This is a genomic window from Streptomyces sp. NPDC051315 (genome assembly GCF_044455165.1).
Taxonomy (GTDB): domain Bacteria; phylum Actinomycetota; class Actinomycetes; order Streptomycetales; family Streptomycetaceae; genus Streptomyces.
Map to the genome: position 1 here is coordinate 221,653 of NZ_JBITEN010000009.1, position 25,579 is coordinate 247,231.

Annotated in this window: 20 protein-coding genes and 1 pseudogene; 7 read left to right on the plus strand and 14 right to left on the minus strand. The window is 71.6% G+C overall.

Going from position 1 to position 25,579, the window contains the following annotated elements; genetic code table 11:
- Positions 1-19 precede the first annotated feature (19 nt).
- Positions 20-1,624 (minus strand): acyl-CoA carboxylase subunit beta, encoded by a 1,605-nt coding sequence (locus ACIBBD_RS19365; RefSeq protein WP_399420647.1) that lies wholly within the window; start codon positions 1,622-1,624, stop codon positions 20-22.
- A gap of 410 nt (positions 1,625-2,034) precedes the next feature.
- Here ACIBBD_RS19365 and ACIBBD_RS19370 point away from each other — a divergent pair, with 410 nt between their 5' ends.
- The 4 genes and pseudogenes from ACIBBD_RS19370 (at position 2,035) to ACIBBD_RS19385 (ending at position 5,067) form a co-directional block, all read left to right on the plus strand.
- A complete protein-coding gene (locus ACIBBD_RS19370; protein ID WP_399420648.1) occupies positions 2,035-2,649 on the plus strand; it encodes a YceI family protein in 615 nt (204 codons plus the stop codon).
- 190 nt (positions 2,650-2,839) lie between these two features.
- The gene (locus tag ACIBBD_RS19375) at positions 2,840-3,466 is read left to right on the plus strand and encodes a hypothetical protein (RefSeq protein ID WP_399420649.1); all 627 of its coding nucleotides are present in this window, start codon (positions 2,840-2,842) and stop codon (positions 3,464-3,466) included.
- Between the two features lie 157 nt (positions 3,467-3,623).
- Positions 3,624-4,099, plus strand: a pseudogene (locus ACIBBD_RS19380) (GNAT family N-acetyltransferase).
- A gap of 185 nt (positions 4,100-4,284) precedes the next feature.
- A complete protein-coding gene (locus tag ACIBBD_RS19385; protein ID WP_399420650.1) occupies positions 4,285-5,067 on the plus strand; it encodes a serine protease in 783 nt (260 codons plus the stop codon).
- A gap of 84 nt (positions 5,068-5,151) precedes the next feature.
- Here the strand turns inward: ACIBBD_RS19385 and ACIBBD_RS19390 are convergent, their stop codons facing one another.
- From ACIBBD_RS19390 to ureA, 8 genes are all read right to left on the minus strand, one after another.
- Positions 5,152-6,498 carry a hypothetical protein gene (locus ACIBBD_RS19390; protein WP_399420651.1) on the minus strand — a complete coding sequence of 449 codons (1,347 nt, stop codon included), beginning with the start codon at positions 6,496-6,498 and terminating at the stop codon, positions 5,152-5,154.
- Positions 6,499-6,609: 111 nt separating this feature from the next.
- Positions 6,610-9,633, minus strand: a complete 3,024-nt coding sequence (locus tag ACIBBD_RS19395; protein WP_399420652.1) for a glycoside hydrolase family 3 protein — start codon at positions 9,631-9,633, stop codon at positions 6,610-6,612.
- A gap of 193 nt (positions 9,634-9,826) precedes the next feature.
- The gene (gene cimA, locus ACIBBD_RS19400; protein WP_399420653.1) at positions 9,827-11,437 is read right to left on the minus strand and encodes a citramalate synthase; all 1,611 of its coding nucleotides are present in this window, start codon (positions 11,435-11,437) and stop codon (positions 9,827-9,829) included.
- A gap of 285 nt (positions 11,438-11,722) precedes the next feature.
- A complete protein-coding gene (locus ACIBBD_RS19405; RefSeq protein ID WP_399420654.1) occupies positions 11,723-12,376 on the minus strand; it encodes a TetR/AcrR family transcriptional regulator in 654 nt (217 codons plus the stop codon).
- Entirely contained in the window at positions 12,373-12,510 is a 138-nt protein-coding gene (locus tag ACIBBD_RS19410; protein WP_399420655.1) for a hypothetical protein, read from the minus strand. The genes ACIBBD_RS19405 and ACIBBD_RS19410 overlap by 4 nt, the downstream gene beginning before the upstream one ends.
- Positions 12,511-12,519: 9 nt before the next feature.
- Entirely contained in the window at positions 12,520-13,563 is a 1,044-nt protein-coding gene (locus tag ACIBBD_RS19415; protein ID WP_399420656.1) for an agmatine/peptidylarginine deiminase, read from the minus strand.
- 9 nt (positions 13,564-13,572) lie between these two features.
- On the minus strand, positions 13,573-15,243 hold the full coding sequence (locus ACIBBD_RS19420) for an urease subunit alpha (RefSeq protein ID WP_399420657.1): 1,671 nt from the start codon (positions 15,241-15,243) through the stop codon (positions 13,573-13,575).
- Positions 15,240-15,920 carry an urease subunit gamma gene (ureA, locus tag ACIBBD_RS19425; protein ID WP_399420658.1) on the minus strand — a complete coding sequence of 227 codons (681 nt, stop codon included), beginning with the start codon at positions 15,918-15,920 and terminating at the stop codon, positions 15,240-15,242. Before ureA ends, ACIBBD_RS19420 begins: the two co-directional genes overlap by 4 nt.
- Positions 15,921-16,083: 163 nt before the next feature.
- Here ureA and ACIBBD_RS19430 point away from each other — a divergent pair, with 163 nt between their 5' ends.
- Complete coding sequence (locus ACIBBD_RS19430) at positions 16,084-17,523, plus strand: cytosine permease (RefSeq protein WP_399420659.1); 1,440 nt, start codon at positions 16,084-16,086, stop codon at positions 17,521-17,523.
- A gap of 211 nt (positions 17,524-17,734) precedes the next feature.
- Here ACIBBD_RS19430 and ACIBBD_RS19435 read toward each other — a convergent pair whose 3' ends face one another.
- From ACIBBD_RS19435 to ACIBBD_RS19445, 3 genes are all read right to left on the minus strand, one after another.
- Positions 17,735-18,823, minus strand: coding sequence for a branched-chain amino acid aminotransferase (locus ACIBBD_RS19435; protein ID WP_399420660.1), 1,089 nt, complete (start codon positions 18,821-18,823; stop codon positions 17,735-17,737).
- A 251-nt stretch (positions 18,824-19,074) separates the two neighbouring features.
- Positions 19,075-20,118, minus strand: a complete 1,044-nt coding sequence (locus ACIBBD_RS19440; protein ID WP_399420661.1) for a 3-isopropylmalate dehydrogenase — start codon at positions 20,116-20,118, stop codon at positions 19,075-19,077.
- Positions 20,119-20,436: 318 nt separating this feature from the next.
- Positions 20,437-20,568: a hypothetical protein gene (locus ACIBBD_RS19445; RefSeq protein WP_015493350.1), complete on the minus strand. Its 132-nt coding sequence runs from the start codon at positions 20,566-20,568 to the stop codon at positions 20,437-20,439.
- Positions 20,569-20,996: 428 nt separating this feature from the next.
- Here ACIBBD_RS19445 and ACIBBD_RS19450 point away from each other — a divergent pair, with 428 nt between their 5' ends.
- Positions 20,997-21,203: a DUF5988 family protein gene (locus ACIBBD_RS19450; protein WP_399420662.1), complete on the plus strand. Its 207-nt coding sequence runs from the start codon at positions 20,997-20,999 to the stop codon at positions 21,201-21,203.
- 261 nt (positions 21,204-21,464) lie between these two features.
- Here ACIBBD_RS19450 and pruA read toward each other — a convergent pair whose 3' ends face one another.
- Both pruA and ACIBBD_RS19460 read right to left on the minus strand, forming a co-directional pair.
- Entirely contained in the window at positions 21,465-23,096 is a 1,632-nt protein-coding gene (gene pruA / locus ACIBBD_RS19455; RefSeq protein ID WP_399420663.1) for an L-glutamate gamma-semialdehyde dehydrogenase, read from the minus strand.
- 39 nt (positions 23,097-23,135) lie between these two features.
- Positions 23,136-24,062, minus strand: coding sequence for a proline dehydrogenase family protein (locus ACIBBD_RS19460; protein ID WP_399420664.1), 927 nt, complete (start codon positions 24,060-24,062; stop codon positions 23,136-23,138).
- 180 nt (positions 24,063-24,242) lie between these two features.
- Here ACIBBD_RS19460 and ACIBBD_RS19465 point away from each other — a divergent pair, with 180 nt between their 5' ends.
- Positions 24,243-25,409, plus strand: a complete 1,167-nt coding sequence (locus ACIBBD_RS19465) for a PucR family transcriptional regulator (RefSeq protein WP_399420665.1) — start codon at positions 24,243-24,245, stop codon at positions 25,407-25,409.
- Positions 25,410-25,579 lie beyond the last annotated feature (170 nt).

Below are 25,579 nucleotides of genomic sequence, written 5' to 3' on the forward strand. Positions count from 1 at the left end.
ACGCGGAAAGTCCGCTGGGTTACTGCGGGGGGTTGCCGTGCTTGCGCGAGGGCAGGTCGGCGTGCTTGCTCTGCAGCATCGCCAGGGACCTGATGAGGACCTCGCGGGTCTCGGCCGGGTCGATGACGTCGTCGACCAGGCCGCGCTCGGCCGCGTAGTACGGGTGCATCAGCTCGGACTTGTACTCCTTGACCATGCGGGCCCGCATGGCCTCGGGGTCCTCGGCCTCGGCGATCTGTCGGCGGAAGATGACGTTGGCGGCGCCTTCGGCGCCCATGACGGCGATCTCGTTCGTCGGCCAGGCGTAGGTGAGGTCCGCACCGATGGACTGGCTGTCCATGACGATGTAGGCACCTCCGTACGCCTTGCGCAGGATCAGGGAGATCCGGGGCACGGTCGCGTTGCAGTAGGCGTAGAGGAGCTTCGCGCCGTGGCGGATGATCCCACCGTGCTCCTGGTCGACGCCGGGCAGGAAGCCGGGGACGTCCAGAAGGGTGATGATCGGGATGTTGAAGGCGTCGCACATCTGCACGAAGCGCGCGGCCTTCTCGCTGGCCTCGATGTCCAGGACACCGGCGAGCGTCTGCGGCTGGTTGGCGACGATGCCGACGACCTGGCCGTCGAGGCGGGCCAGCGCGCAGATGATGTTGCGCGCCCAGCGCTCGTGGACCTCCAGGTACTCGCCGTCGTCGACGAGCTCCTCGATCACCTTGGCCATGTCGTACGGACGGTTGCCGTCCGCCGGGACCAGGTCGAGCAGGACGTCGCCGCGGCGGTCGGCCGGGTCGGCGCACTCGACGCGCGGCGGGTTCTCGCGGTTGTTCTGCGGGAGGAGGGAGAGCAGGTAGCGGACCTCGGCGATGCAGGTCTCCTCGTCGTCGTACGCGAAGTGACAGACGCCGGAGGTCTCGGCGTGCACGTCGGCGCCGCCCAGCCCGTTCTGGGTGATCTCCTCACCGGTGACGGCCTTGACCACGTCGGGGCCGGTGATGAACATCTGCGAGGTCTCGCGGACCATGAAGACGAAGTCGGTCAGGGCGGGGCTGTAGGCCGCGCCGCCCGCGCACGGGCCGAGCATCACGGAGATCTGGGGGATGACGCCCGAGGCCCTGGTGTTGCGCTGGAAGATGCCGCCGTAGCCGGCGAGGGCGGAGACGCCCTCCTGGATCCGGGCGCCTGCGCCGTCGTTGAGGGAGACCAGCGGGGCACCCGCCGCGATGGCCATGTCCATGATCTTGTGGATCTTCGTGGCGTGGGCCTCGCCCAGCGCGCCGCCGAAGATGCGGAAGTCGTGGGCGTAGACGAAGACCGTACGGCCCTCCACCGTGCCCCAGCCGGTGACGACACCGTCGGTGTACGGCTTCTTGGCCTCCAGGCCGAACCCGGTCGCCCGGTGCCGGCGCAGCTGCTCGACCTCCTGGAAGGACCCCGGGTCCAGGAGCAGCTCGATGCGCTCCCGGGCGGTCAGCTTGCCCTTGGCGTGCTGCGCCTGGGTCGCCTTCTCACTCGGGCCCGCCAGCGCCTGCGCACGGATCTCGTGCAGCTCGGCGACGCGCCCGCGCGCGTCGGTGGGCTCGGCAGGCTCCGCGGTCGGCTCACCCGTCGTCTCTTCCAAAACGGTCATGTAGTGACCTTACGAAGCCCGCCAAGGAAAGCGAGACGTCGACTCCGTACAGTCTCCGACCCGTTTTCCTGGTACCACTGAACAGAACCAGGGGGGCATGCAGGCGTTCCGACTGCTCAGAGGGCGTCGCGGTTGTAGAGGTCACACAAAGACAGTGCGTGAGATCCACTTCACACCCACCGGCGTGGCGCGCCCTCCAGACGGGTGACGCGACGAGCCTAGCCCCCACCGGGGAGCGTGCGGCCAGTGACCCCGCGCAGCGCCGACGACACGGAGCGCTGGCTGTTGAAAGTTGAACGGAATAGGTCTACGGTCGTTCCCGTTGGACAAGTTGAACGTTCAACTTCATCAGTCCTTTCGTCGACGACGTCAGCCACAGCGTCGCCGGCACCGTCCCCAAGGAGCACGTCATGGGCATCTTCGGCCGCAGGAACAGCGAGTCCGAGTCCGCCACGGCCGTCGCCGTCGCCACCGTGAACCCGGACCTCGCCGCGCTGACCGGTGACTACACGATCGACCCGGCACACTCGACGATCGGCTTCGTCGCCCGGCACGCGATGGTCACCAACGTCAAGGGCAAGTTCAACGACTTCACCGGCGCGCTGCACCTGGACGGCACCGACCCGTCGCGGTCCACCGCCACCCTCGACGTCACCATGGACAGCATCGACACCGGGTCCGCCGACCGTGACGGCCATCTGAAGAGCGCCGACTTCTTCAGGACCGAGGAGTTCCCGACGATGACGTTCCGCTCGACCGGCGCGCAGGCCCTCGGCGGCGACGACTACCGCATCACCGGCGACCTGACCATCCTCGGCGTCACCAAGCCGCTCACCATCGACCTGGAGTTCAACGGCTCCGCGAAGGACCCGTTCGGCAACGAGCGCGTCGGTTTCGAGGGCAAGGCCGAGATCCTGCGCTCCGAGTGGGGTCTGACCTGGAACGCGGCGCTGGAGACCGGCGGCGTCCTGGTCTCCGACAAGATCAAGCTGAACTTCGACATCTCGGCGATCAGGAACGCCTGACGCCCGGGGAGCACCGACGCCCCGCCCCTGAGCACGCCCGCCCTCCACTCCCCCCGGGAGGGCGGGCGCTCGGCATGTCCGGGCCGTGCTTCCCGCGCCCCTCCCCCGTGCCGACACGGTCGTCGGCGTCACTCGTTCATCAGGTCACCCCCGCCGACCCGGCTGGGCGACCGCCGAGCCAGGAGGAGCCATGAGCACCAGGACAGGACCACAGCACTACCCGGGCGCGAACCGCGACCACTGGTACCAGGACGACTTCGGCGGAGCCCGCATGGAGGTCAACGTCGTCGTCCTGCACACCACCGAGGGCCGCTCGCTCCCCGGTTACGGGGGCGGTTCCTCCGCGCCGAACCTGACGGCGGTGCCGGACCTCGCCGCCAAGAAGCTGAAGTGGTACCAGCACTTCGACATCGACATCTCCTCGCGCGCCCTGCTCAACAGGCCCGGCGGCGTCGAGACGAACACCCTGAACGTCTGCCAGGTCGAACTGGTCGGCACCTGCGACCCCGAGCTCCACACCAAGTGGCGGACCAACGGCCGGCCCCACGTCTACTGGCCGAAGGCCCCCGACTGGGCCCTGATCGGTGTCGCCCGCTTCCTGGCCTGGATCCACACCCACCACGGCGTGCCCCTGCGCGGTCCGGCCCTGTGGCCGGCCTACCCCCGGTCCGCGGGCAACGGAGGCGGGCAGCGGATGAGCGGAGCCCGGTGGAACGACTTCCGGGGCGTGTGCGGGCACATGCACGTACCGGAGAACACGCACGGGGATCCTGGGGCGATCGACTTCGAGAGGCTGATGGAGCTGGCGAGGGGCTGAGGGCGCGGGCCGGCCTCCGCCGCCGGCCCGCGCCCCCGGTGACGACCCGGATCGTCTCCGGCTCCGGTCCGCGCCGTGGACCCGACCGCCGAACGCGGGCGTCCCGGTGGGTGGAAAGGGTTGGACACCGCCGCGTGCCCCGGCCCATGATCACCGCATGATCCGAGCCGCAACCCCGGGCGACATCCCCGACATCCGTGCGCTGATCCGCGAACTCGCCGAGTACGAACGGGCCGTGGAACAGGCCCGGGCCACCGAGGAGCAGCTCCGGGAGGCGCTGTTCGGGGAGCGTCCCGCGGCGTACGTGCTGATCGCCGAGGACGACGAGACCGGCGCCGGCGTGGGGTTCGCACTGTGGTTCCCGCGGTTCTCGACCTGGACCGGCACGCGGGGCATGCATCTGGAGGACCTGTACGTCCGGCCGCACGCGCGGGGCACGGCAGGGCATTGCTGGCCGAGCTCGCCGCGATCTGTACGCGCAACGGCTGGGAGCGGTTCGAGTGGTGGGTGCTGGCCTGGAACCAGCCGACGATCGAGTTCTACAAGTCCCTCGGGGCGGAGTTCCTGGACGAGTGGAGGGTGTGCCGGCTCAGTGGCGGGCCGCTCGAGGACCTCGCCGCGCGGGCCGGGTGAGCCTGGCTGATTCGCACCCCTTGTGTGAAGGCTTGCGGCGTTCTCATAATCCAGCAACAGATTTGACCTGCCCATGCCAGCAATGGGCCTTTCTTTGTTGCCGCTGTTGTCATGCGCGCGTCAATTCCGTGTTCCGGTTCCACCGGTCCCACACCCCAGGTCAACCCCCCACGGAAGGCATCACGTTGAAGAGACTCCTCACGGCGCTCAAGAGATGCGCGGTCGTCGGCGCCGCCGCCCTCGCGATCGTCAGCCTTCAGCCCGTCTCGTCCGCGCAGGCCGCCCCCTCGCCCGTCGTCGGCGGAACCCGCGCCGCGCAGGGCGAGTTCCCGTTCATGGTCCGGCTCTCGATGGGCTGTGGCGGCGCGCTCTACACCCAGCAGATCGTGCTCACGGCGGCCCACTGCGTGGGCGCCACCGGACCCAACACCAGCATCACCGCCACCGCCGGCGTCGCGGACCTCCAGTCCACCTCCGGCCGCGTCCAGGTCCGCTCCACGTACGTCTACCGCGCTCCCGGCTACAACGGCAACGGCAAGGACTGGGCGCTCATCAAGCTCGCGTCGCCCATCAACCTGGCGACGCTGAAGATCGCCACCACGACGCAGTACAACACCGGCACCTTCACCGTCGCCGGCTGGGGCGCGGCCACCGAGGGCGGGGCCCAGCAGCGCTACCTGCTCAAGGCCACCGTGCCGTTCGTGAGTGACGCGACCTGCCGTTCGTACAGCGGATACAGCGGTCTGATCGCGAGCGAGGAGATCTGCGCCGGCTACACGGCCGGCGGTGTCGACACCTGCCAGGGCGACTCCGGCGGCCCGATGTTCCGCCGTGACGCCAGCAACGCCTGGATCCAGGTCGGCATCGTCAGCTGGGGCATCGGCTGCGCCCGGCCCAACGCGCCCGGCGTCTACACCGAGGTCTCCACGTTCGCCTCGGCCATCGCCTCGGCTGCGGCATCCCTCTGACGCACGGCCCACCTAAGCGGAGTACGACGTCCACGGGCCCGGCGCGCGCTGCGCCGGGCCCGTGTCCCTGACCGGGGTGAGGGGTCAGAACCCTCCGCCGAAGTCCCCGCCGCCGAAGTCCCCTCCCCCGCCACCGCCGCCGAAGTCGCCGAAGCTCCCGGTGTCGAAGTCGGCGCCGGACATGTCACCGCCCTCGTAACCGCCGCCGAAGTCGCCGTAACCGGCGCCGTAGTCGGACGCGTAGGCCGGGGCCGCCATCATGCTGCCGAGCATCGTGCCGATCAGGAGGCCGGGCAGGATGCCGCCGCCGAAGTAGCCGCCCGCCCAGGGGCCGTAGGCCGGGCCCGCCTCCCAGTACGGGCGGCGGCCGTAGTCCGTGTCGACCTCGCGGATCACCGGGTCGCGGCCGTCGGCCAGACGGGTCCGGTCGGCCGCGCAGACCGGGACCTCGCGCGGCGCCCCACCGGACGGGGTCCAGGTGGCGTCGGCGACGGAGGGCCCGTGGCGCGGGTCGAAGAAGCAGGGCGGCCGCCGCTCGGGCAGCGGGTCTCCCGCCCGGCGCGCGGCGAGCCGGGCCAGGGAGAACCGGCCGTCCTCCAGGGCCTCGGTGACGGCGCGCACGTCCTCCGGCCGCATCGCGGCCGCCATGAACGACTTGGCCTTCTCGTAGGCGTCGAGGGCGTGCTCGTAGTCGGCGCGCATGGGGTCGTCGGCGCCCGGTTCCGCCGGATGGAAGTCCAGGCGGTCGAGTTCCTCGCCGAAGGCGGTGATGTCCTCGTCGACGACGACCCGGAGCCGTTCGAGGGCGGCCCGCTGCTCCTGTACGTGCCGACGGCGGTTGACGCGTACGAGGGTGTAGGCGCCGGCGCCGCCTGCCACCAGGACCGCGCCCGCGGTGATCAGGGCGGTGGACGAGATCCCGTCGCCGTCCGAGCCGCTCCAGCCCGCGGGGGCGGAGCCGCCCATGTTGGCCAGGGCGCGGTCGGTGAAGTCGTCGAGCTGGGTCGCGACGTCGCTCTCGCCCTGGACGCTGGTGACGAGGTTGCGGACGGCCGCGCTCGGCAGGACCGCCGGATCGGCGCGGGCGTCGAAGCGCTCGCCGAGACGGACGGCGTACAGGCCGGTCACGCCGGTGGCGGTGCGCAGGTCGGTGAAGAGGTTCTCCGTGGGGTAGTCGGCCGGGAGGACCGCGACGAAGACGGGCTTGTCGGCACCCTCGATCTTCTTCTGCAACGCGTTGGCGTCGGCCTGGGAGAGGAGGTTCGAGGCCTCCGGATCGACGTAGACGGCACTCTCGCGCAGGTGCGCGGCGATCGTCGAGACGCTGCTGTCCGCGGCGGCGCGGGGGCCGGCCGCGAGCAGGCTCAGAGTCGCGAGCGCCAGGGCGATGAGCAGTCCGGCGAAAGCTCGGGCCGATAGTGCGACCTTCATACTTCGAAGCTACCCGAATATGCACGAAATAGGGCACCCCCTGCCCATCCCGAGGACGCCCAGGAGAGGTCAGGGGACGCCCCGGGGGAGGACAGGGGGTGCCGTCCGTCCCTAGGCCTTCCGGTACGCCTCCGTCAGCTTCCGCACCGCCTCTCCGTACCGTCCGGTCAGCAGCAGGTGGTCGGCGTCGGCGAAGGGGCGCGCGACGGCCGCGGTGATGTTCTGGCCGACCTTCTGCTGCACGATCAGCCGGGCCCGGGTCACCAGCGCCCGGCCGCTCTCGTCCGCGCCCGCCCGCTCGGCCGCCGTCGCCGCGACACCGAGGGCGTGCAGCGTGCCCGCGCCGCCCGAGGGGACCTTCGTCAGCGTGGTCAGGCCCCAGCCGTACGGGAACTGCGGGTCGTACGACGTGTCGCCGACGTTGATCGGCAGCTGTGCCTCGGACTTCGGCCAGGTGACGGGGAGCTGCCCGGTGAAGGGCCGCCTGCCGTACAGGACGTCGGCGACGCCGTCGCCCTCGGTGCCCGGCAGCCAGGACGCCACCAGGGCGTCGATCGCGCCGAGCCGGTCGCCGACGAGCTGCGGGCGCCCGGAGACGATCAGCACCACGCACTTCATGGCCGCGCACACCGTGTCGACGGCGGCCCGGTCGGCGTCGGACAGCCGGAGGTCGTGGCCGTTGCCGACGTCGCCGGCGCCCTCGGCGTACGGGGTCTCGCCGACGACGACCACGCCGACGTCGTGGCCGGCGGTGGGTGCGGAGGCGTCCTGGGAGTGGGTGACGGAACCGCCCGCCTTCCGCAGGCCCTCCAGGATCGTGGTCCCCGGCGTGATGGCGCCGGACGAGCCCTGCCAGGTGATCGTCCAGCCGCCGGTCTGGTTGCCGATGTCGTCGGCGTTGGAGCCGGCGACGTAGACCTTCTGCGTCTTCCTCAGGGGCAGCAGACCGCCTGAGTTCTTCAGCAGGACCTGCGACTCGGCGGCGGCCCGGCGGGCGACGGCCCGGTGCGCGGCGGAGCCGATCCGCTCCGCGTGGGCCGTGTCGGCGTAGGGGCGTTCGAAGAGGCCCAGCCGGAACTTCTGGGTGAGGATGCGGGAGACGGCGTCGTCGACGCGCCGCTCGCTGATCCGGCCGGCCTTCACCTCGTCGACGAGCGTGGTGTGGAAGTCCCGGTACGCGTACGGGACCATGATCATGTCGAGGCCCGCGTTGACGGACGTCCGGACGTCGCTCGCGTAGTCGCCCGGGAGCTGGTCGATCGCCGCCCAGTCGCTGATGACGAAGCCGTCGAAGCCCATACGGCCCTTGAGGACGCCGTTGATCATGTCGGCGCGGCCGTGCATCTTGACCGGGCCCCGGCCGTCTCCGACGACGTCGAGGGAGGAGAACGACGGCATGACCGTGCCGACGCCCCGGTCGACGGCGTCCTGGTAGGGGGCGAGGTGGACGGCCTCCAACTGCTGCCGGGTGACCGTGGTGACGCCCTGGTCGATGGTGTAGCTGCCGGTGGTGGAGGAGCCGTACGCGGTGCCGCCGTCGCCGACGAAGTGCTTGGCGGTGGCCAGGACCTTGTCGTTGCGGGCGAGGTCCCTGCCGTCGGCGCGGCCCTGGAGGCCCTGGATGACGGTCTCCATCGACTCGACGAGGGCCGGGTCCTCACCGAAGGCCTCGTAGGAGCGGCCCCAGCGTTCGTCGCGGGTGACGCACAGGCAGGGCGCGAAGTCCCAGGGGACGCCGGTGGCGCGGACCTCGGCGGCGGTCACCTCGGCGGTCCGCTCGGCGAGCCGGGGGTCGCGGGTGGCCCCGAGGCCGATGTTGTGCGGCATCACCGTCGCGCCGACCAGATTGTTGTGGCCGTGGACCGCGTCGACGCCGTAGATCAGCGGGATCTGGAACCGGGTGGCCCGCGTCCGGAGCTGGAACGCGTCGATCATCCGCGCCCACGCCTCGGGGGTGTTGGGCGTCGGGGTCGAGCCGCCGCCGGAGAGGAGGGAGCCGAGGTCGTACGCGGCGATGTCTCCCGGCGCGGTGAGCGCGCCGCGCTCGGCCTGGGTCATCTGGCCGGCCTTCTCCTCCAGGGAGAGCCGGGAGAGGAGGTCGGCGACCCGCTTTCTCACCGGCAGTTTGCTGTCGAGGTACGGCAGTCCGTGCGCGTCGACGACGATCTGCGGCGTCTCGGCCGGGGCTTTGGCGCCGGTGACGGTCAGCCTGAGCGGGATGGTCTCCGCCGCCTCGGCCGTGTCGTCCACGAGAGTGGGGATCCTGAGGGTGCGGGTGGTGCCGGAGGCGGTGCCGGCGGGGAACGTCAACTCGCCCCTGACCGGCGGGTGGTCGCTGTCCGTCGCGGTGCCGCCGGTGGTCTCGTAGGAGACGGTCACCGGGGCGTCGACGGGTGCCGCGCCGGTGGTGGCGAGGGTGACCTTCACGGTGGCCGTGCCGCCCTCCTTCACCGGGTACACGGCGGAGTCGGTCGTCACGGAGGCGGTGCGGGACTGGTCGGCGCGGCCGTACAGCTCGACACCGTCCATGGCGAAGTCGCCGCGTGTGCCGGCCGGGAGGGTGACGGCGTACCCCCACATCCCGGTGAGGCCGAGGACCTGGTCGATGCCGCCGACGGGCTGGTAGTCGGTGCGGTAGGTGAAGTCGGTGAAGGGGAGTTCGATCCGCTTCCAGCCGGTGAAGTCGTCGGTGAAGGAGGCCGTCCAGAGTTCGGAGGCCTCGCCGTGGGCGCCGCCGTCCTTGAGCTCGACGGTGATCCTGCGGCCGTTGCCGCGGCCCTCCCACCACAGCCGCAGGCCCTGGTGGGCGGACCAGTCGTGGGCGGGCTCGGCGGCGGCGTAGTCGTGGGTGAAGCCGCCCCAGCCACTGATGTCGTAGTCGCCCGTGAGGACCTTCTCGCCCTCGGGGGCGTCGGGGCGCGCGGTCAGCCGGATGGTGGGCGGGTCGTCGGCGTCGCCGCCCCAGGTGAAGATGCCTTCGGCGGGCTGACCCGCGAAGGGGACCTCACCCTCGAAGCGGTCGACGGGCACGGACGGGGGGTCGTCGGCCGCGGGCTCCGTGGCGGCTCCCGCGGAGGCCCAGGGCAGCAAAGCGGTGAGCAAGGCGGTGGAGAGGAGCAGGGCGGTTCGTCGCATGGACCTTCCCTCGACTCTCTGGTCTCAGCTTGTCTCTGCCAACTCGGACAACTCTCTCAGCACTTAGTTCACTCCGTGAGTTAACGGGGCGTCGCCTGTGTGGTCAAGACACCCGGCGCCGTCGCCGCCGGCGCCCCGGCGCGTGGACCGCGTTCGTCGGTCGCCCGCGCGCCGGGGGCACGTCCGGGGGCGGTTACTCCGCGGGATCCACCCCGGCCCGCAGCAGGCCGTACGTGTAGGCGTCCTCCAGTGCCTGCCAGGACGCGGCGATCACGTTCTCCGCGACGCCCACCGTCGACCACTCGCCCGCCCCGTCGGTCGTGGAGATGAGGACGCGGGTCGTGGACTGGGTGCCGTGGACGCCCTCCAGGATGCGGACCTTGTAGTCGACGAGGTCGAGCTTGGCCAGCTGGGGGTAGATCTTCTCCAGGGCGACGCGCAGGGCGCGGTCGAGGGCGTTGACCGGGCCGTTGCCCTCGGCCGTGGCGACGATGCGCTCGCCCTTGGCCCACAGCTTGACGGTGGCCTCGTTGGCGTGGGTGCCGTCGGGGCGGTCCTCGACGATCGCGCGCCAGGACTCGACCTCGAAGTAGCGCAGCGGCGTGCCCTCGACCTCGGTGCGGAGCAGGAGTTCGAAGCTCGCGTCCGCCGCCTCGTACGTGTAGCCCTTGAGTTCGCGCTCCTTGACGCGCTCCACCACCCGGCCGACCAGCTCGCGGTCGCCGCCCAGGTCGATGCCCAGCTCCTTGCCCTTGAGCTCGACGGAGGCGCGGCCCGCCATGTCGGAGACGAGCATCCGCATGGTGTTGCCGACCAGTTCGGGGTCGATGTGCTGGTACAGGTCGGGGTCGACCTTGATCGCGGACGCGTGCAGGCCCGCCTTGTGCGCGAAGGCCGAGACGCCCACGTACGGCTGGTGCGTCGACGGCGTCAGGTTGACGACCTCCGCGATGGCGTGCGAGATGCGCGTCATCTCGCGCAGACGGCCGTCGGGCAGCACCTTCTTGCCGTACTTCAGCTCCAGGGCCGCGACGACCGGGAAGAGGTTGGCGTTGCCGACCCGCTCGCCGTAGCCGTTCGCCGTGCACTGCACGTGCGTCGCGCCCGCGTCGACGGCGGCGAGGGTGTTGGCCACCGCGCAGCCGGTGTCGTCCTGGGCGTGGATGCCCAGGCGGGCGCCGGTGTCGGCGAGGACGGTCGAGACGACCGCCTGGACCTGCGCCGGGAGCATGCCGCCGTTGGTGTCGCAGAGGATGACCACGTCGGCGCCGGCCTCCGAGGCCGTACGGACGACCGCCTTGGCGTACTCCGGGTCGGCGCGGTAGCCGTCGAAGAAGTGCTCGCAGTCGACGAAGACGCGGCGGCCCTCGCCCTTCAGGTACGAGACCGTGTCGCGGACCATCTCCAGGTTCTCGTCGAGCGTGGTGCGCAGGGCCAGTTCGACGTGCCGGTCGTGGGACTTGGCCACCAGGGTGATGACCTCGGCACCCGAGTCCAGCAGCGCCTTGACCTGCGGGTCCTCGGAGGCCTTGGCGCCCGCCCGGCGGGTTGCGCCGAAGGCGACCAGCTGGGCGTGCCGGAAGTCGATCTCCTCCCGGGCGCGGGCGAAGAACTCGGTGTCCCGCGGGTTGGCGCCGGGCCAGCCGCCCTCGATGAAGCCGACGCCGAAGTCGTCCAGGTGCCGTGCGATCGCGAGCTTGTCGGCGACGGTGAGGTTGATGCCCTCGCGCTGCGCGCCGTCGCGCAGGGTCGTGTCGAAGACGTGGAACGAGTCGTCGAGCTCGCTGGTTGCCGTCTCGGTCATGGTCTCAAGGCTCCTGTTGTGGATCTTCGGTCTTACCGGAATGACCGGCTCCACCATCCCCCCATGGTCCCTCGCACTCTCGTTCCCGGCTGAAGGTGGGCCAGGAAAACGAAAAACCTCTCGCGGGTGCGAGAGGTCTGCGCGCGGGTCGAGGACGACGATGGCCGCCCGTACCTGGTCGTACGTGGCGGTCACTGCGGACCGGCGCGCCTGCTGCCAATAATCGTGGCGAACGAGAGCACGGGGGCAGTCTGGCACAAGCCGCCCCCGTGCTCATGGGGTGTCTCAGGATGCGGGCGGCGGAGTGTCCGCGGCGGCCGTCGGAGGCGTCGCGCCGCCGGGGTCCGCGAGGAGGGTCTGGTCCAGGAACTCCCGCACATGAACGAGGACCTGCTCCCGGTCGGCGCCGCGCAGCCCGATCGCCACGTGGATGGAGAAGCCGTCGAGCAGCGCCCGCAGCCGGGCCGCGAACCGGTCCGGGTCGACCGGCCGGAACTCCCCGCGCGAGATCCCTTCGGCGAGGAGCGCCACCAGGTCGCGGTGCCAGGCGCCCTCGACGGCGGCCTGGCGGTCGCGGGCGTCCTCGTCGGCGTTCTGCGAGCGGTTCCAGACCTCCAGCCACAGCGTCCAGTGCGGGTCGCGGTGTCCGTCGGGGACGTACAGGTCGACGTACGCGTCCAGACGCACGCGGGCGGGGGCGGACCGGGTGAGCAGCCGCCCGCGCTCGGCGCCGAGCCGCCCCTCGCTCCACTCCAGGGTCCGCAGCAGCAGCTCGTCCTTGGACCCGAAGTAGTAGAGGAGATGACCACTGCTCATCCCGACCTCACGGCCGAGCGCCGCCATGGTGAGCTTCTCCAGGCCGCGTTCGGCGATCATCGCCATGGCGGCGGCGAGGACCTGTTCGCGCGGCGGGGCCGGGGTACGACGGGTTCCGCTCATCCGGCGACCGCCCGCACGGCGCCGGGCAGGACGGGGGCCGGCCCGCCGCGCTCCGGGCGGGGCGGCACCCCGGGGAGCGGGCGCGGCGGCTCGGTGGGGCGGCGGCCGCGGGCCGTGCGGAGCAGTACGTTCACCCGTACGTTCTACCCGACCGTCACCCTGGGCTGCTGCTGGGTGATGCAGTGGATGCCGCCGCCGCCCGCGAAGACCGTCCGCGCGTCGACCAGGGTCACCGTCCGCTCCGGGAACAGGCGGCGGAAGATGCCGGCGGCGATCTCGTCGCGCGGGTCGTCGAAGCCGCACAGCACGACGCCGCCGTTGCAGAGGTAGTGGTTGATGTAGGAGTAGTCGGCCCAGTGGCCGTCGGCCTCCAGGACGGTCGGGGCGGGGACCTCGACGACCTCGAGACGGCGGCCCCGCGCGTCCGTCTGCGACCGCAGCAGGCCGATGACCTCCTGGGTCACCTCGTGGTCGGGGTGCGCCGGGTCCGGCTGGTGGTGGGCGACCACGACGCCCGGGCGGGCGAAGGCGGCGACGATGTCGACGTGGCCGAGGGTGCCGAAGCCGTACGGGGGATAGTCGCCGGTGAGGCCGCGCGGCAGCCAGATCGCCTTGCGGGTGCCGAGGTGGGTGTGGATCTCGGCCTCGACCTCCTCCCGGGACCAGTGCGGATTGCGCTCGGGGCCGAGCTGGACCGTCTCCGTCAGCAGCACCGTCCCCTCGCCGTCGACATGGATCGCGCCGCCCTCGTTGACGAGCTTCGAGGCGTACGTCCGCGCTCCCGCCAGGTCCGAGACGTACGCGGCGATCTTCGCGTCGTGTTCCCAGCGGGCCCAGTCCTGGGCGCCCCAGCCGTTGAACGTCCAGTCCACGGCGGCGAGTTCACGCCCGTTCGTCAGGAAGGTGGGGCCGATGTCCCGCATCCAGGCGTCGTCCAGGTCGCGTTCGACGGTGTCGACGCCCTCGCCGAGCAGGGCGGCGGCCTCGGCCGACTGCCCGGGGCCGCACACCACCGTCACCGGCTCGAACCGGCGTACCGCGCGGGCGACCGACGCCCAGGCCCGGCGGGCGGCGGCGAGGTCCTCGGGGTCGTCGAAGGTGGGGTTGGGGGACGGCCACGCCATCCAGGTGCGCTCGTGCGGGGCCCATTCGGCGGGCATGCGGAAGCCGTCGGCGGCTGCGGACATCGTTGATCCTCAGAGGAAGTAGAGGCGGTTGAGGGAGACGGACTCGGCGGGTTCGGAGCGCAGCGGCTCGCCGTCGAGGGTGACCAGCCCGGTGTGCTGGTCGACGTCGACCGCTCCGGTACGGGAGTTCAGGCGCAGGTCGGCCGGGCCGATGCCGCGGGTGCCGCGTACGGCGACCCGGCGGCGGCGGGTCGGCATCGTGTCGTTGCCCTGCTCCAGGGCGGCCCGGGCGACGAAGGCGACGGAGAGGTCGGCTGGCGTGGCGCCGTGGGCGCCGAACTGCGGTCCCAGGACCAGGGGTTCGCAGGTGTCCGTCGCCGCGTTGGGGTCACCGACCACGCCGTACGCCGGGAAGCCGGCCTTGAGGACGAGCTGCGGCTTGGCGCCGAAGTACTCCGGCCGCCACAGCACGATGTCGGCGAGCTTGCCGACCTCGATCGACCCGACCTCGTGCGAAAGGCCGTGGGCGATGGCCGGGTTGATGGTCAGCTTGGCCATGTAGCGCAGGACGCGCTCGTTGTCGTGGTCGTCCGGCGCGCCGAACTCGGCCTTCATCTTCCCGGCCATGGCGAAGGTCCGGCGGACCGTTTCGCCCGCCCGTCCCATGCCCTGCGCGTCCGACGAGGTGATGCCGATGGCGCCCAGGTCGTGCAGGACGTCCTCGGCGCCCATGGTCCCGGCGCGGATGCGGTCGCGGGCCATGGCCGCGTCGCCGGGCAGGTCGGTCTTGAGGTCGTGGACGGAGACGATCATGCCGTAGTGCTCGGCGACCGCGTCCCGGCCGAAGGGCAGGGTGGGGTTGGTGGAGGAGCCGATGACGTTCGGGACGCCCGCCATCTTCAGGACGTTCGGCACGTGTCCGCCGCCGCAGCCCTCGATGTGGAAGGCGTGGATGGTGCGGCCCTCCAGCACGCGCAGGGTGTCCTCGACGGACAGGCACTCGTTCAGCCCGTCGCTGTGCAGGGCGACCTGGACGTCGTGCTCCTCGGCGACCCGCAATGCCGTGTCCAGCGCCCGGGTGTGGGCGCCCATGTCCTCGTGCACCTTGAAGCCGGACGCGCCGCCCTCGGCGAGCGCCTCGACCAGGGGTGCCGGGTCGGACGACGAACCCCGGCCCAGGAAGCCGATGTTGACCGGCCAGGCGTCGAAGGCGTTGAACGCGTGCCGCAGCGCCCACGGCGAGTTGACCCCGACGCCCCACACCGGCCCGAACTCCTGCCCGACGATCGTCGTCACCCCGGAGGCCAGGGAGGCCTCCATGATGCGCGGCGACAGCAGGTGGACGTGGGTGTCCACCGCGCCGGCGGTGGCGATCAGCCCCTCGCCGGAGACGATCGACGTGCCGGTGCCGACGACGACGTCGACCCCGTCGACGGTGTCCGGGTTCCCGGCCCGCCCGATCGAGCAGATCCGCCCCTCGCGGATCCCGACGGACACCTTCCGGATGCCCTGCACGGCGTCGATCACGACGACGTTGCTGATCACGACGTCACAGGTCTCGCGCACGGCGGCGGCCTTGAGGTGCAGTCCGTCACGGGCGGTCTTGCCGAAGCCGGCGAGGAACTCGTCGCCGTACCGCTGGGCGTCGGACTCGACGCGGATCACCAGCCCCGAGTCACCGAGGCGGACGCGGTCACCCGCGCGAGGGCCGTGCGTGGCGGCGTACTCGTACGGATTCACAGCCGTGCTCCCAGGTATCCGCAGGCGGCGGCCCGGCGCAGGGCCTCTTCCTTCGCGCCCGGCGCGTCCAGCGCCCCGTCGACCAGTCCGGCGAAGCCGATCGCTATCCGGTCGCCCCCGATCGGCACGAGCCCGACCTCGCTCGTCTCCCCGGGCCCGAAGCGCACCGACGATCCGGCGGGGACGGCGAGCCGCATGCCGTAGGCCCGCTCTCGGAGGAAGTCCAGCCGCGGGTTGGCCTCGAAGAAGTGGAAGTGGGAGGTCACGGAGACGGGCACGGTGGCGGTGTTGGTGACCGTCAGCCGCACGACCGCCTCGGGCTCGGCGTGGCCGGGCCCCGGCAGCAGCGCTCCGGGGGCCTCGGCGCCGAGCCCGCCGCCGATCGGATCGCTGACGACCGCGAGCCGTGAGCCGTCGTCGAAGACGGCCTCCACGTGCACCTCGGTGACCACGTCGGCGACGCCGGGAAGGACGTCGTCCGGCCCGAGGACCGAGCGCGCGCGCTCGACGGCCTCGGCGAGCCGGGCTCCGTCACGGGCGGCCTCGCAGACGGTGTCCGCGATCAGCGCGGTCGCCTCCGGCACGTTCAGCCTCAGGCCCCGGGCCCTTCTCGCCCGGGCCAGCTCGGCGGCTCCGAAGAGCAGCAGCCGGTCACGTTCGGTGGGGGTGAGTCTCACCTTGCGGCACCTCCTTGCCTTCCCTCGACTTAGAGCACCACTCTAAACCGGAGATTGCCGCTACCGGAACGTTGACGGAGGGCATCCGGCTACGTCACATTGAACGCCGCTCAAACCATAAGGCCCGTCCCGGGCACCAGGCGGCCGTCGAAGGAGACCAGCCATGCCGATGGAACAGCGCGGAGTCGACACCATCCCCGACGAGGAACGCACCAGCGGCCCCCGCGACCTCGTCTCGATCCTGCTGGGCTCCAACCTCTGTCTGGGCGTCATCGTCTTCGGCTGGCTGCCCCCGTCCTTCGGGCTGGACTGGTGGGCGTCGGTGAGCTCGATCGTGGCGGGCACCGTGGCCGGCGCCGCCCTCACCGCCCCGCTGGCCCTGATCTCCCTGCGCACGGCGACGAACCTGTCCACCTCCTCGGGCGCCCAGTTCGGTGTGCGCGGCCGGCTGGTCGGCTCGGTCGTCGGCCTGCTCCTCGCCCTCGGCTACACCGCGCTGACCGTGTGGATCGGCGGTGACGTCGTGGTCGGCGTCCTGAGCCGCCTCTTCGGCGTCGACGCCGACGGGCTGTCGTACGGCGTCGTCTACGCGGTGCTCGCCGCGGCGACGGTCGCGGGCGCGGTGTACGGCTACCGGGTGCTGCTGGCGATGTCCCGCGTGCTGGCGCTCGGCATGACGGCCCTGCTGGTCCTGGGCGTGCTCGCCTACGCCCCGCACTTCACCACGGACGCGCTGCCCGAGGCCGGCGGCTACCTGTTGGGCGGGTTCTGGCCGACCTGGCTGCTGGCGACGGTGGCCGCCGGCCTGTCCGGGCCCATCGCCTTCATCACCCTCCTCGGCGACTACACCCGGTACATCTCACCGGCCCGGCACACCGACCGGCGCGTCCTGCACGCCACCTGGCTCGGGCTGCTCCTGGGGCTGCTGGTCCCGCAGCTCTTCGGCACCTTCACCGCGTACGCGGCCGGCGCGGCCCTCGACTACGCGGGGCCGCTGGTGGACGCCGCCCCCACCTGGTATCTGGTCCCCCTGCTGCTGGCCGCCTCCGCGGGCTCGGTCGGCAACGCTGGTCTGATGCTGTACTCCATGGGCCTCGACCTGGACGCGATCCTGCCCCGCGTCTCCCGCGCGACGGCCACCTGCGCGGTCGCCGTCGTCGCCACGGTCTGCGTCTTCACCGGCCACTACGCCTCGACCGCGCAGGACGCGATGACCTCGTTCGTGCTGCTGCTGACGGCGATCGGGACGCCCTGGGCGGTCATCACCCTCATCGGCTTCGCCCGTTGCCGCGGCATCTACGACGCCGAGGCCCTCCAGGTCTTCAACCGCCGCGCCCGGGGCGGGATCTACTGGTACCGGGGCGGCTGGAACGTCCCCGCCACCGTGGCGTGGGCGGCGGGCGCGGTCGTCGGCGTGCTCGCCGTCTCCCTCCCGTCGTACGAGGGACCGCTGCTGCCCCTGACCGGCGGGGTGGACTGCAGCTTCCTGCTGTCGGGGCTGGTCGCAGGCGCCGTGTACCTCGCTCTGAGCCGGGGCTCGACGCCTCGGCGGGACGTCGCGTCGCCCACGTCGCAGAGCGAGCGGGCCCCGGCGGTCTCGTAGCGGATCCGAGGGGTGCCGGTCCGGCAGGGCATGAGTTCCCGGTTCCCGCAGGGCTGAGGTTCCGGTGCCTCGGGGCCCGCGGTTCCGGTCCCCGGGGCCTGAGGTTCCGGTCCCTCAGATCCCTCCGCCCCCCGGGGCATGCCGAAGCCCGCCCCGAGGACGGGACGGGCTTCCTCCAGGGCTCCGGACGCCGGTCGGACCGGCCCGGAGGTCAGCCCAGCTCGTGCATCCAGCCGTGCTTGTCCTCCGCGGTCCCCCGCTGGATGTCCAGCAGTGCCTCGCGCAGCTTCAGGGTGACCTCGCCGGGCTGGCCGCCCGACTGCTTCCACTCGGCGCCGGCGCGCTTGACCGTGCCGACCGGGGTGATGACGGCGGCGGTGCCGCAGGCGAAGACCTCGGTGAGGGCGCCGTTCTCGGAGTCGCGCTGCCACTGGTCGACGGAGACGCGGCCCTCCTCGGCCCGGTAGCCGAGGTCGCGGGCGACGGCGAGGAGGGAGTCGCGGGTGACGCCCTCCAGGATGGACCCGCTGAGGGACGGCGTGACGATCCTGTCGCCGTAGACGAAGTAGAGGTTCATGCCGCCGAGTTCCTCGACCCACTGGTGCTCGACCGCGTCGAGGTAGCAGACCTGGTCGCAGCCCTTGGCGGCGGCCTCGGCCTGGGCGAGCAGGGAGGCCGCGTAGTTGCCGCCCGTCTTGGCGTCGCCCATGCCACCGGGGACGGCGCGGACGCGGTCCTCCGAGACCCAGATGGAGACCGGCTTCACGCCGCCCGCGAAGTAGGCGCCGGCCGGGGAGGCGATCACCAGGAAGAGGTACTCGTTGGCGGGCTTCACGCCCAGGCCGACCTCCGTCGCGATCATGAAGGGGCGCAGATAGAGGGACTCCTCGCCACCGTGGGCCGGCACCCACTCCTTGTCCTGCCGGACCAGGACGTCACAGGCCTCGATGAACGTCTCGACCGGCAGTTCGGGCATCGCGAGGCGGCGGGCGGAGCGCTGGAACCGCTTGGCGTTCTGGTCCGGCCGGAAGGTGGCGACCGAGCCGTCGGGGCGCCGGTAGGCCTTCAGGCCCTCGAAGATCTCCTGCGCGTAGTGCAGGACGTTGGTGGCCGGGTCGAGGGGGATCGGCGCGTACGGGACGAGCTGCCCGTCGTGCCAGCCGCGGCCTTCGGTCCACTTGATCGTCACCATGTGGTCGGTGAAGTGGCGGCCGAACCCCGGGTTGGCCAGGATCGCCTCCCGCTCGGTGGCGGAGAGCGGGCTGGCGGAGGGCTTGAGCTCGATCGTGGGCGTCGTCATGAGTGGTTGTCCTTCACCGGTTGTAGTGACGGGCCGCGCTCACTCCCGCACGGCACGTGGCCGGTGCTAGGACGTCCGAGCATTCCCTCATACCGCGGCTCCGCGTTCGATTATCTCGCGGAGCGTCGGGCGGAAGAAAACGGGGTGAATGCGGCCCACGGTTGATGGTGGCACCCGACGACCGCATACGAAAAGCCGCCGGGTGCGGATGCGACCCGGCGGCTTCGTCAAGCGTCGAACAGCGCGGCGGGTCAGCCGGCTACTCGTACGGCGAGCGCGTCGCCGATCTCCGAGGTGGAGCGGGCGGGCTTGCCGGTGCGCTCGGCGAGATCGGCCGAGACGGCGTCCTCGACGCGGGCCGCCTCGGCGTCGTGGCCGAGGTGGCGCAGGAGGAGGGCGACGGACAGGACCGTGGCGGTGGGGTCGGCCTTGCCCTGGCCGGCGATGTCCGGGGCCGAGCCGTGGACCGGCTCGAACATGGACGGGAACTCGCCGGACGGGTTGATGTTCCCGCTCGCGGCGACGCCGATGCCGCCGGAGACGGCCGCGGCGAGGTCGGTGATGATGTCGCCGAAGAGGTTGTCGGTGACGATCACGTCGAACCGCTCGGGCTGGGTGACCAGGTAGATGGTCGCCGCGTCGACGTGCATGTACTCGGTGGTGACCTCGGGGAACTCCTCGGCCACCTTGTTGAAGACGTCGGTCCACAGGTGACCGGCGAAGGTCAGCACGTTGTTCTTGTGGATCAGGGCGAGCTTCTTGCGCGGGCGGGCCTGGGCGCGGGCGAAGGCGTCGCGGACCACGCGCTCGACACCGAAGGCCGTGTTGACGGAGACCTCGGTGGCGACCTCGTGCGGGGTGCCCTTGCGGATGGTGCCGCCGTTGCCGGTGTACGGGCCCTCGGTGCCCTCGCGGACGACGACGAAGTCGATCTGCGGCTCGCCGGCCAGCGGGGTGGCGACACCCGGCAGCAGCTTCGACGGACGCAGGTTGACGTGGTGGTCGAAGGCGAAGCGGAGCTTGAGCAGGAAGCCGCGCTCCAGGACACCGGAGGGGACGCTCGGGTCGCCGATCGCGCCGAGGAGGATGGCGTCGTGCTTCTTCAGCGCGTCCAGGTCGGCGTCGGTGAGGGTCTCACCGGTGGCGTGGTAGCGCTTGGCGCCGAAGTCGTACTCCTTGGTCTCCAGCTTCACATCCTGCGGAAGGACGGCGGAGAGGACCTTGAGACCTTCGGCCACGACCTCCTGGCCGATGCCGTCACCGGGGATCACTGCGAGATTGATGCTGCGAGACATGCCCGGCACCCTACTCCTCGTCCCAGGTGATGACACGGAGCGTCCGCGATACGGACAACGGGAGGTCGCCCGGGCGGACGCGTCCACGGCGGGGACAGTGAGGTCGTCGTGGGTGCGCGACCCAGCCTTCCGTTCCTCACGGTGGAGGCGGTCGGCGGTCCGGCGGCACGGCTGATGGTGTCGGCGCGCGCCTGGCACGACGCGCGGATCGGTACGGCACGCGGATCGACCGGTCCGAGATGCGGCGCGGAGCCCGAGGTCCCGCTCAGGCCCGCGCCGCACCTCGTACGGGAGCGGCTCCCGGGCTGGAGGGGCGTCTCAGTGGCCGGTCTCGCCGCCGTTGTCCCGGCGGTCGAGGGCGCGCTGGAGAGCGGCGGCGGCGTTCTTGCGGTCGGACTCGCTCGTGCGGGAGACGTGGCGGACTCGGCGGCGGACGGTCGTCTCGGCCATGGGAAATCGACTCCTTCGACGAAGCAGGGAGTGCGGAACGGGTTTCGAGACGCCGGATGGGGCGGGGAGCGACGGTGCCGCAGGGGTTGCCTGCACGGGGCTCCGGCTCACGACCGCCATTCGCTGGGTCGAGCGAGACGTTCGGCTCCTACAAAGCTAAGGGAGGAGCACGCGGCTGTCTCCACAATTACTCGGACTTCCTACTATCTGAGACGGTGCACTGGGTCGCACGGTGCTGAGCTGCGGTCTCACAGAGGTGCGCCCCTCCCGGACAAGGGTGCGCGTCGAGGGTTTCCCGCTCGGCCACTCCGGGCACCGGGCGGGAACCCCGGGAAGGGGGCGGCGGCCGGTCACGCCGTGATCGTCCACACGACTGATCCTCCACGCGGCCTGTGGCATCGGGTTCCGGCGCAGGGAACGGTGAGGCCATGAGCGACACGGCCAAGGCACTTCTCGAAGGCGGCCCGCAGGACCTGCCCGAACGGATCGTCCCGGTCCCGGCCCCGGGAGACGACGTGAAGATCGAGCTCCGGAACGGCTACGAGCACTTCAGGCTTACGGACCGCCACTCGGACACGCCGGAGGGCAGGCTGCCGGTGTACGAGTGGTGGGAGCGGACGGAGATGCCCGGCTAGGTGTGCCGTCCGGGGCGCCGGTGACAGCGGTTCACGGCAGCGCCGGCACCACCGCGGACCGGCCCCCTCCGGGTCCTCCGTCCCGGCATGTGACCGGCCCCCGGCAGGATCACCCGGCGCACGTTCGGCAGGGCCGACCACTGGAACACCGCCCGCTCCCGCCTCGGTCCATGTCGTGGGGGCCGGTCTGCCCGCCCGCACGGGCCCAGAACGGCGGACGGGCCAGGTCGGCGAAGACCTGGCCCGAACGGTGACCGGAGGTCAGCCCATGTGCGGGTAGGTGTAGTCGGTCGGCGGGACCAGCGTCTCCTTGATGGAGCGGGTCAGGGTCCAGCGCGTCAGGTTCTGCGGCGCGCCGGCCTTGTCGTTGGTGCCGGAGGCGCGGCCGCCGCCGAAGGGCTGCTGGCCGACGACGGCGCCGGTCGACTTGTCGTTGATGTAGAAGTTGCCGGCCGCGTAGCGCAGCTTGTCCATCGTGTACGCGGCGGCGGCGCGGTCGTTCGCGATGACCGAACCGGTCAGCGCGTAGCCGGACACCGACTCCATCTGCGTCAGCATCTCCTCGTACCGGTCGTCCTCGTAGACGTGCACGGCGAGGATCGGGCCGAAGTACTCGGTGGTGAAGACCTCGTTCTCCGGGTCGGTGCACTCGATGACGGTCGGGCGGACGAAGTAGCCGACCGAGTCGTCGTAGGAGCCGCCCGCGACGATCGTGCAGGACGGGTCCGACTGGGCGCGGTCGATGGCGGCCTTGTTCTTGGCGAAGGCGCGCTCGTCGATGACGGCCCCGATGAAGTGGGACAGGTCGGTGACGTCACCCATGGGGATGCCGTCGACCTCGGCGGCGAACTCCTCCTTGAAGCCGGAGTTCCAGATCGACGCCGGGATGTAGGCGCGGGAGGTCGCCGAGCACTTCTGGCCCTGGTACTCGAAGGCGCCGCGGGTCAGGGCGGTCCTCAGGACGGCGCGGTCGGCGCTCGGGTGGGCGACGACGAAGTCCTTGCCGCCGGTCTCGCCGACCAGACGCGGGTAGGAACGGTACGTCTCGATGTTGGCGCCGACCGTCTTCCACAGGTACTGGAAGGTCTTGGTCGAGCCGGTGAAGTGGATGCCGGCGAGGTCGCGGTGGTTCAGGGCGACCTCGGAGACCTCGATGCCGTCGCCGGTGACGAGGTTGATGACGCCCTTGGGCAGGCCCGCCTCCTCCAGCAGCTGCATGAGCAGCACGGCGGCGTGGGTCTGCGTCGGGGACGGCTTCCACACGACGACGTTGCCCATCAGGGCCGGGGCCGTCGGCAGGTTGCCCGCGATCGCCGTGAAGTTGAACGGCGTGATCGCGTAGACGAAGCCCTCCAGCGGGCGGTGGTCCAGGCGGTTCCACACGCCCGGGGAGTTGGCCGGGGGCTGCTCGGCCAGGATCTGGCGGGCGTAGTGGACGTTGAAGCGCCAGAAGTCGACCAGCTCGCAGGGGGTGTCGATCTCGGCCTGCTGGGCGGTCTTCGACTGGCCGAGCATGGTGGAGGCGGCCAGCGTCTCGCGCCACGGGCCGGCCAGCAGCTCGGCGGCGCGCAGGATGATCGCGGCGCGGTCGTCGAAGGACATGGCGCGCCAGGCGGGCGCGGCGGCGAGGGCCGCGTCGACGGCGTCCTGGGCGTCCTGGCGGGTGGCGTTGGCGTACGTGCCGAGGCGGGCCTTGTGGTTGTGCGGCTGCACCACGTCGAAGCGCTCGCCGCCGCCCATCCGCCTCTCGCCGCCGATCGTGCAGGGCAGGTCGATCGGGTTGTCGGCCAGCTCCCTGAGCTTGGCCTCCAGCCGGGCGCGCTCGGGCGAGCCGGGGGCGTAGCCGCGCACCGGCTCGTTGACGGGGGTGGGGACCTGGGTCACAGCGTCCATGGGTTCCGTAACTCCTTGCGTTGAGCGGGTGGTTCGGGCTCAGCCCTTGCTGACCATCGAGCGCAGGAAGAAGCGCAGGTTCGCCGGCTTCTCCGCGAGGCGCCTCATGAAGTAGCCGTACCAGTCGGTGCCGTAGGCGGTGTAGACACGCATGCGGTGGCCCTCGGCGGCGAGCCGCAGGTGCTCCTCGCCGCGGATGCCGTACAGCATCTGGAACTCGTACTCGTCGGGCTTGCGCCCGGCGCGCCGGGCCAGCTCCTGGGCGATGGAGATCAGGCGCGGGTCGTGCGACCCGATCATCGGGTACCCCTCGCCCTCCATCAGCGTCCGCAGGATGCGGACGTACGCCTTGTCGATCTCGTGTTTCTGCTGGTAGGCGACCTCGGCGGGCTCCTTGTAGGCGCCCTTCACGAGCCGTACGCGGCTGCCGTTCGCGGCGAGGCGGCGGGCGTCGGCCTCGGTGCGGAAGAGGTAGGCCTGGATGACGCAGCCGGTCTGCGGGACGTCCTTGCGCAGCTCCTCGTGGATGGCGAACATCGAGTCGAGGGTGGTGTGGTCCTCGGCGTCCAGGGTGACGGTGGTGCCGATGGCGGCGGCGGCCTCGACGACGGGGCGGACGTTGGCGAGGGCCAGCTCGTGGCCGCCGTCCAGCGCCTGGCCGAACATCGACAGCTTGACGGACATCTCGACCCGGGGGCCGAGCTCCAGCTCCTTCAGGCGGTCGACGAGCGTCAGGTAGGCGTCGCGGGCGGCGGCGGCCTGCTCGGGCCGGGTGATGTCCTCGCCGACGACGTCCATCGTCAGCTCCAGACCCCGGGCGGTGAGGTCCTCGATGATCGGCACGATGTCGTCGACGGTCTCACCGGGGATGAAGCGGTCCACGACCTGCTTGGTCACCGGGGCCGCCGAGATCAGGCGTCGCATCCGGTCGCTGCGCGACGCGGCGAGAATCACGGGACCCAGCACGGGGCACCTCCACATACCAACCCGAACGAGGCCGTGCCCGACGATCCGGGAACGGCACGGAGAACCACCGTGAAACCTAAGGATCCCTCCGATCGTCGGCCATCGACAGCTGTCACGCATCCGTGCCGCAGATCTCAGACAGATGTATGAAGCGGGCCCGGTGTGCGGGAGAATGCCCGGGTGCCATCGGAACACAGGGGCGACTACCAGGAACTGGTCGACGAGATCTCGGAGCTGCTCGGCGCCCCGGCGACACTGGAGAACCGCGACTTCGAGCTGATCGCGTTCGGCGCGTACGACAGCGAGGACGAACTGGACGCCTCCGCGCTGGATCCCGTGCGGGCCCGCTCGATCCTGACCCGGCGGTCGACGGCGGCCGTCCGCACCTGGTTCGAGGGCTTCGGCATCACCCGCGCGACCGCCCCGGTCCGGATCCCGCCCGCCCCGGAGGCGGGGGTGTACCGGGGCCGGGTGTGTCTTCCCGTACGCCATCGGGGGGTCGTCCTCGGTTACGTCTGGCTGCTGGACGACGATCCCGGGCCCTCGGACGCCCAGCTGGCGGCGGCCATGGAGGTGACCGGCCGGATCGGCGCCCTCCTCGCCGACGAGGCCCAGCACGGCGCCGACCTCACCCGCGAGCTGCGGGCGGTGCTGACCGCCGAGCGCGGCTGGCCCCGGGACATGGCGGTGGCGGAGCTGCGCACCGCGCTCGGCGCCCGCGCGGACGGTCCGCACACGGCGGTGTGCGTGGCCCCCTGGCCGTCCGCCGACCCCGACGACGCCCCGTCGCTGCGGACGCTGCCGGGCGCGACGGCGCTGTGCACGGTGCCCTGGGGGGTGGCGGGCCAGTGCCTGGCGGTGCTGGTGCGGCTGCGCTCGACGGACGTCCTGACTCCGGCCACCTCGGTGGCGGCACGGCTGCTGGAGCGGGCCACCGGAGCCGCCGCGGGCATCGCCGCCGGGCGCGTCGGGCTGGCCGAGCTGGGCACGGTGTGGCAGGAGGCGGCGGCCTCGGCCCGGGCGGCCCTGGCGGAACCCCGGCTCGGCCCGGTCGCCCGGTGGGCGTCGATCGGCCCCTTCCGGCTGCTCACGGCGCTTCCCCCGGCCACCGCCCACGACCCGGTCGTCCGCCCCCTGCTCTCCCCCGCCCACCAGGAACTCGCCCGCACCGCCGAGATCTACCTCGACTGCGCGGGCCAGGCGGGCCGCACGGCGGCGGTGCTGGGCATCCACCGGCAGACCCTCTACTACCGACTGTCGCGGGTGGAACAGCTGACGGGCCTGGACCTGGACGACGGCGAGGACCGGCTGCTGCTGCACATGACGCTCAAGGCGCATCGCCTCTGACGTCTGACGCGGCGTCACCGCTGGTTCCGACGAACGCGTCCCCTCCGCCCCCCGTCTCGTCCGACGTCCGACGCGCATCGCGTCCGACCCCCATCACCTGTGACGCCTGACGCACATCACGTCCGACGCCCATCGCCCCCGACCCCCATCACCTCTGACACATCATCGAC

Bases quoted from the DNA above. Each gene is read 5' to 3' on its own strand.
- ACIBBD_RS19365 (WP_399420647.1), bottom strand. From the start codon at position 1,624: ATGACCGTTTTGGAAGAGACGACGGGTGAGCCGACCGCGGAGCCTGCC.
- ACIBBD_RS19370 (WP_399420648.1), top strand. From the start codon at position 2,035: ATGGGCATCTTCGGCCGCAGGAACAGCGAGTCCGAGTCCGCCACGGCC.
- ACIBBD_RS19375 (WP_399420649.1), top strand. From the start codon at position 2,840: ATGAGCACCAGGACAGGACCACAGCACTACCCGGGCGCGAACCGCGAC.
- ACIBBD_RS19390 (WP_399420651.1), bottom strand. From the start codon at position 6,498: ATGAAGGTCGCACTATCGGCCCGAGCTTTCGCCGGACTGCTCATCGCC.
- ACIBBD_RS19395 (WP_399420652.1), bottom strand. From the start codon at position 9,633: ATGCGACGAACCGCCCTGCTCCTCTCCACCGCCTTGCTCACCGCTTTG.
- cimA (WP_399420653.1), bottom strand. From the start codon at position 11,437: ATGACCGAGACGGCAACCAGCGAGCTCGACGACTCGTTCCACGTCTTC.
- ACIBBD_RS19405 (WP_399420654.1), bottom strand. From the start codon at position 12,376: ATGAGCGGAACCCGTCGTACCCCGGCCCCGCCGCGCGAACAGGTCCTC.
- ACIBBD_RS19415 (WP_399420656.1), bottom strand. From the start codon at position 13,563: ATGTCCGCAGCCGCCGACGGCTTCCGCATGCCCGCCGAATGGGCCCCG.
- ACIBBD_RS19430 (WP_399420659.1), top strand. From the start codon at position 16,084: ATGCCGATGGAACAGCGCGGAGTCGACACCATCCCCGACGAGGAACGC.
- ACIBBD_RS19435 (WP_399420660.1), bottom strand. From the start codon at position 18,823: ATGACGACGCCCACGATCGAGCTCAAGCCCTCCGCCAGCCCGCTCTCC.
- ACIBBD_RS19440 (WP_399420661.1), bottom strand. From the start codon at position 20,118: ATGTCTCGCAGCATCAATCTCGCAGTGATCCCCGGTGACGGCATCGGC.
- ACIBBD_RS19445 (WP_015493350.1), bottom strand. From the start codon at position 20,568: ATGGCCGAGACGACCGTCCGCCGCCGAGTCCGCCACGTCTCCCGCACG.
- ACIBBD_RS19450 (WP_399420662.1), top strand. From the start codon at position 20,997: ATGAGCGACACGGCCAAGGCACTTCTCGAAGGCGGCCCGCAGGACCTG.
- pruA (WP_399420663.1), bottom strand. From the start codon at position 23,096: ATGGACGCTGTGACCCAGGTCCCCACCCCCGTCAACGAGCCGGTGCGC.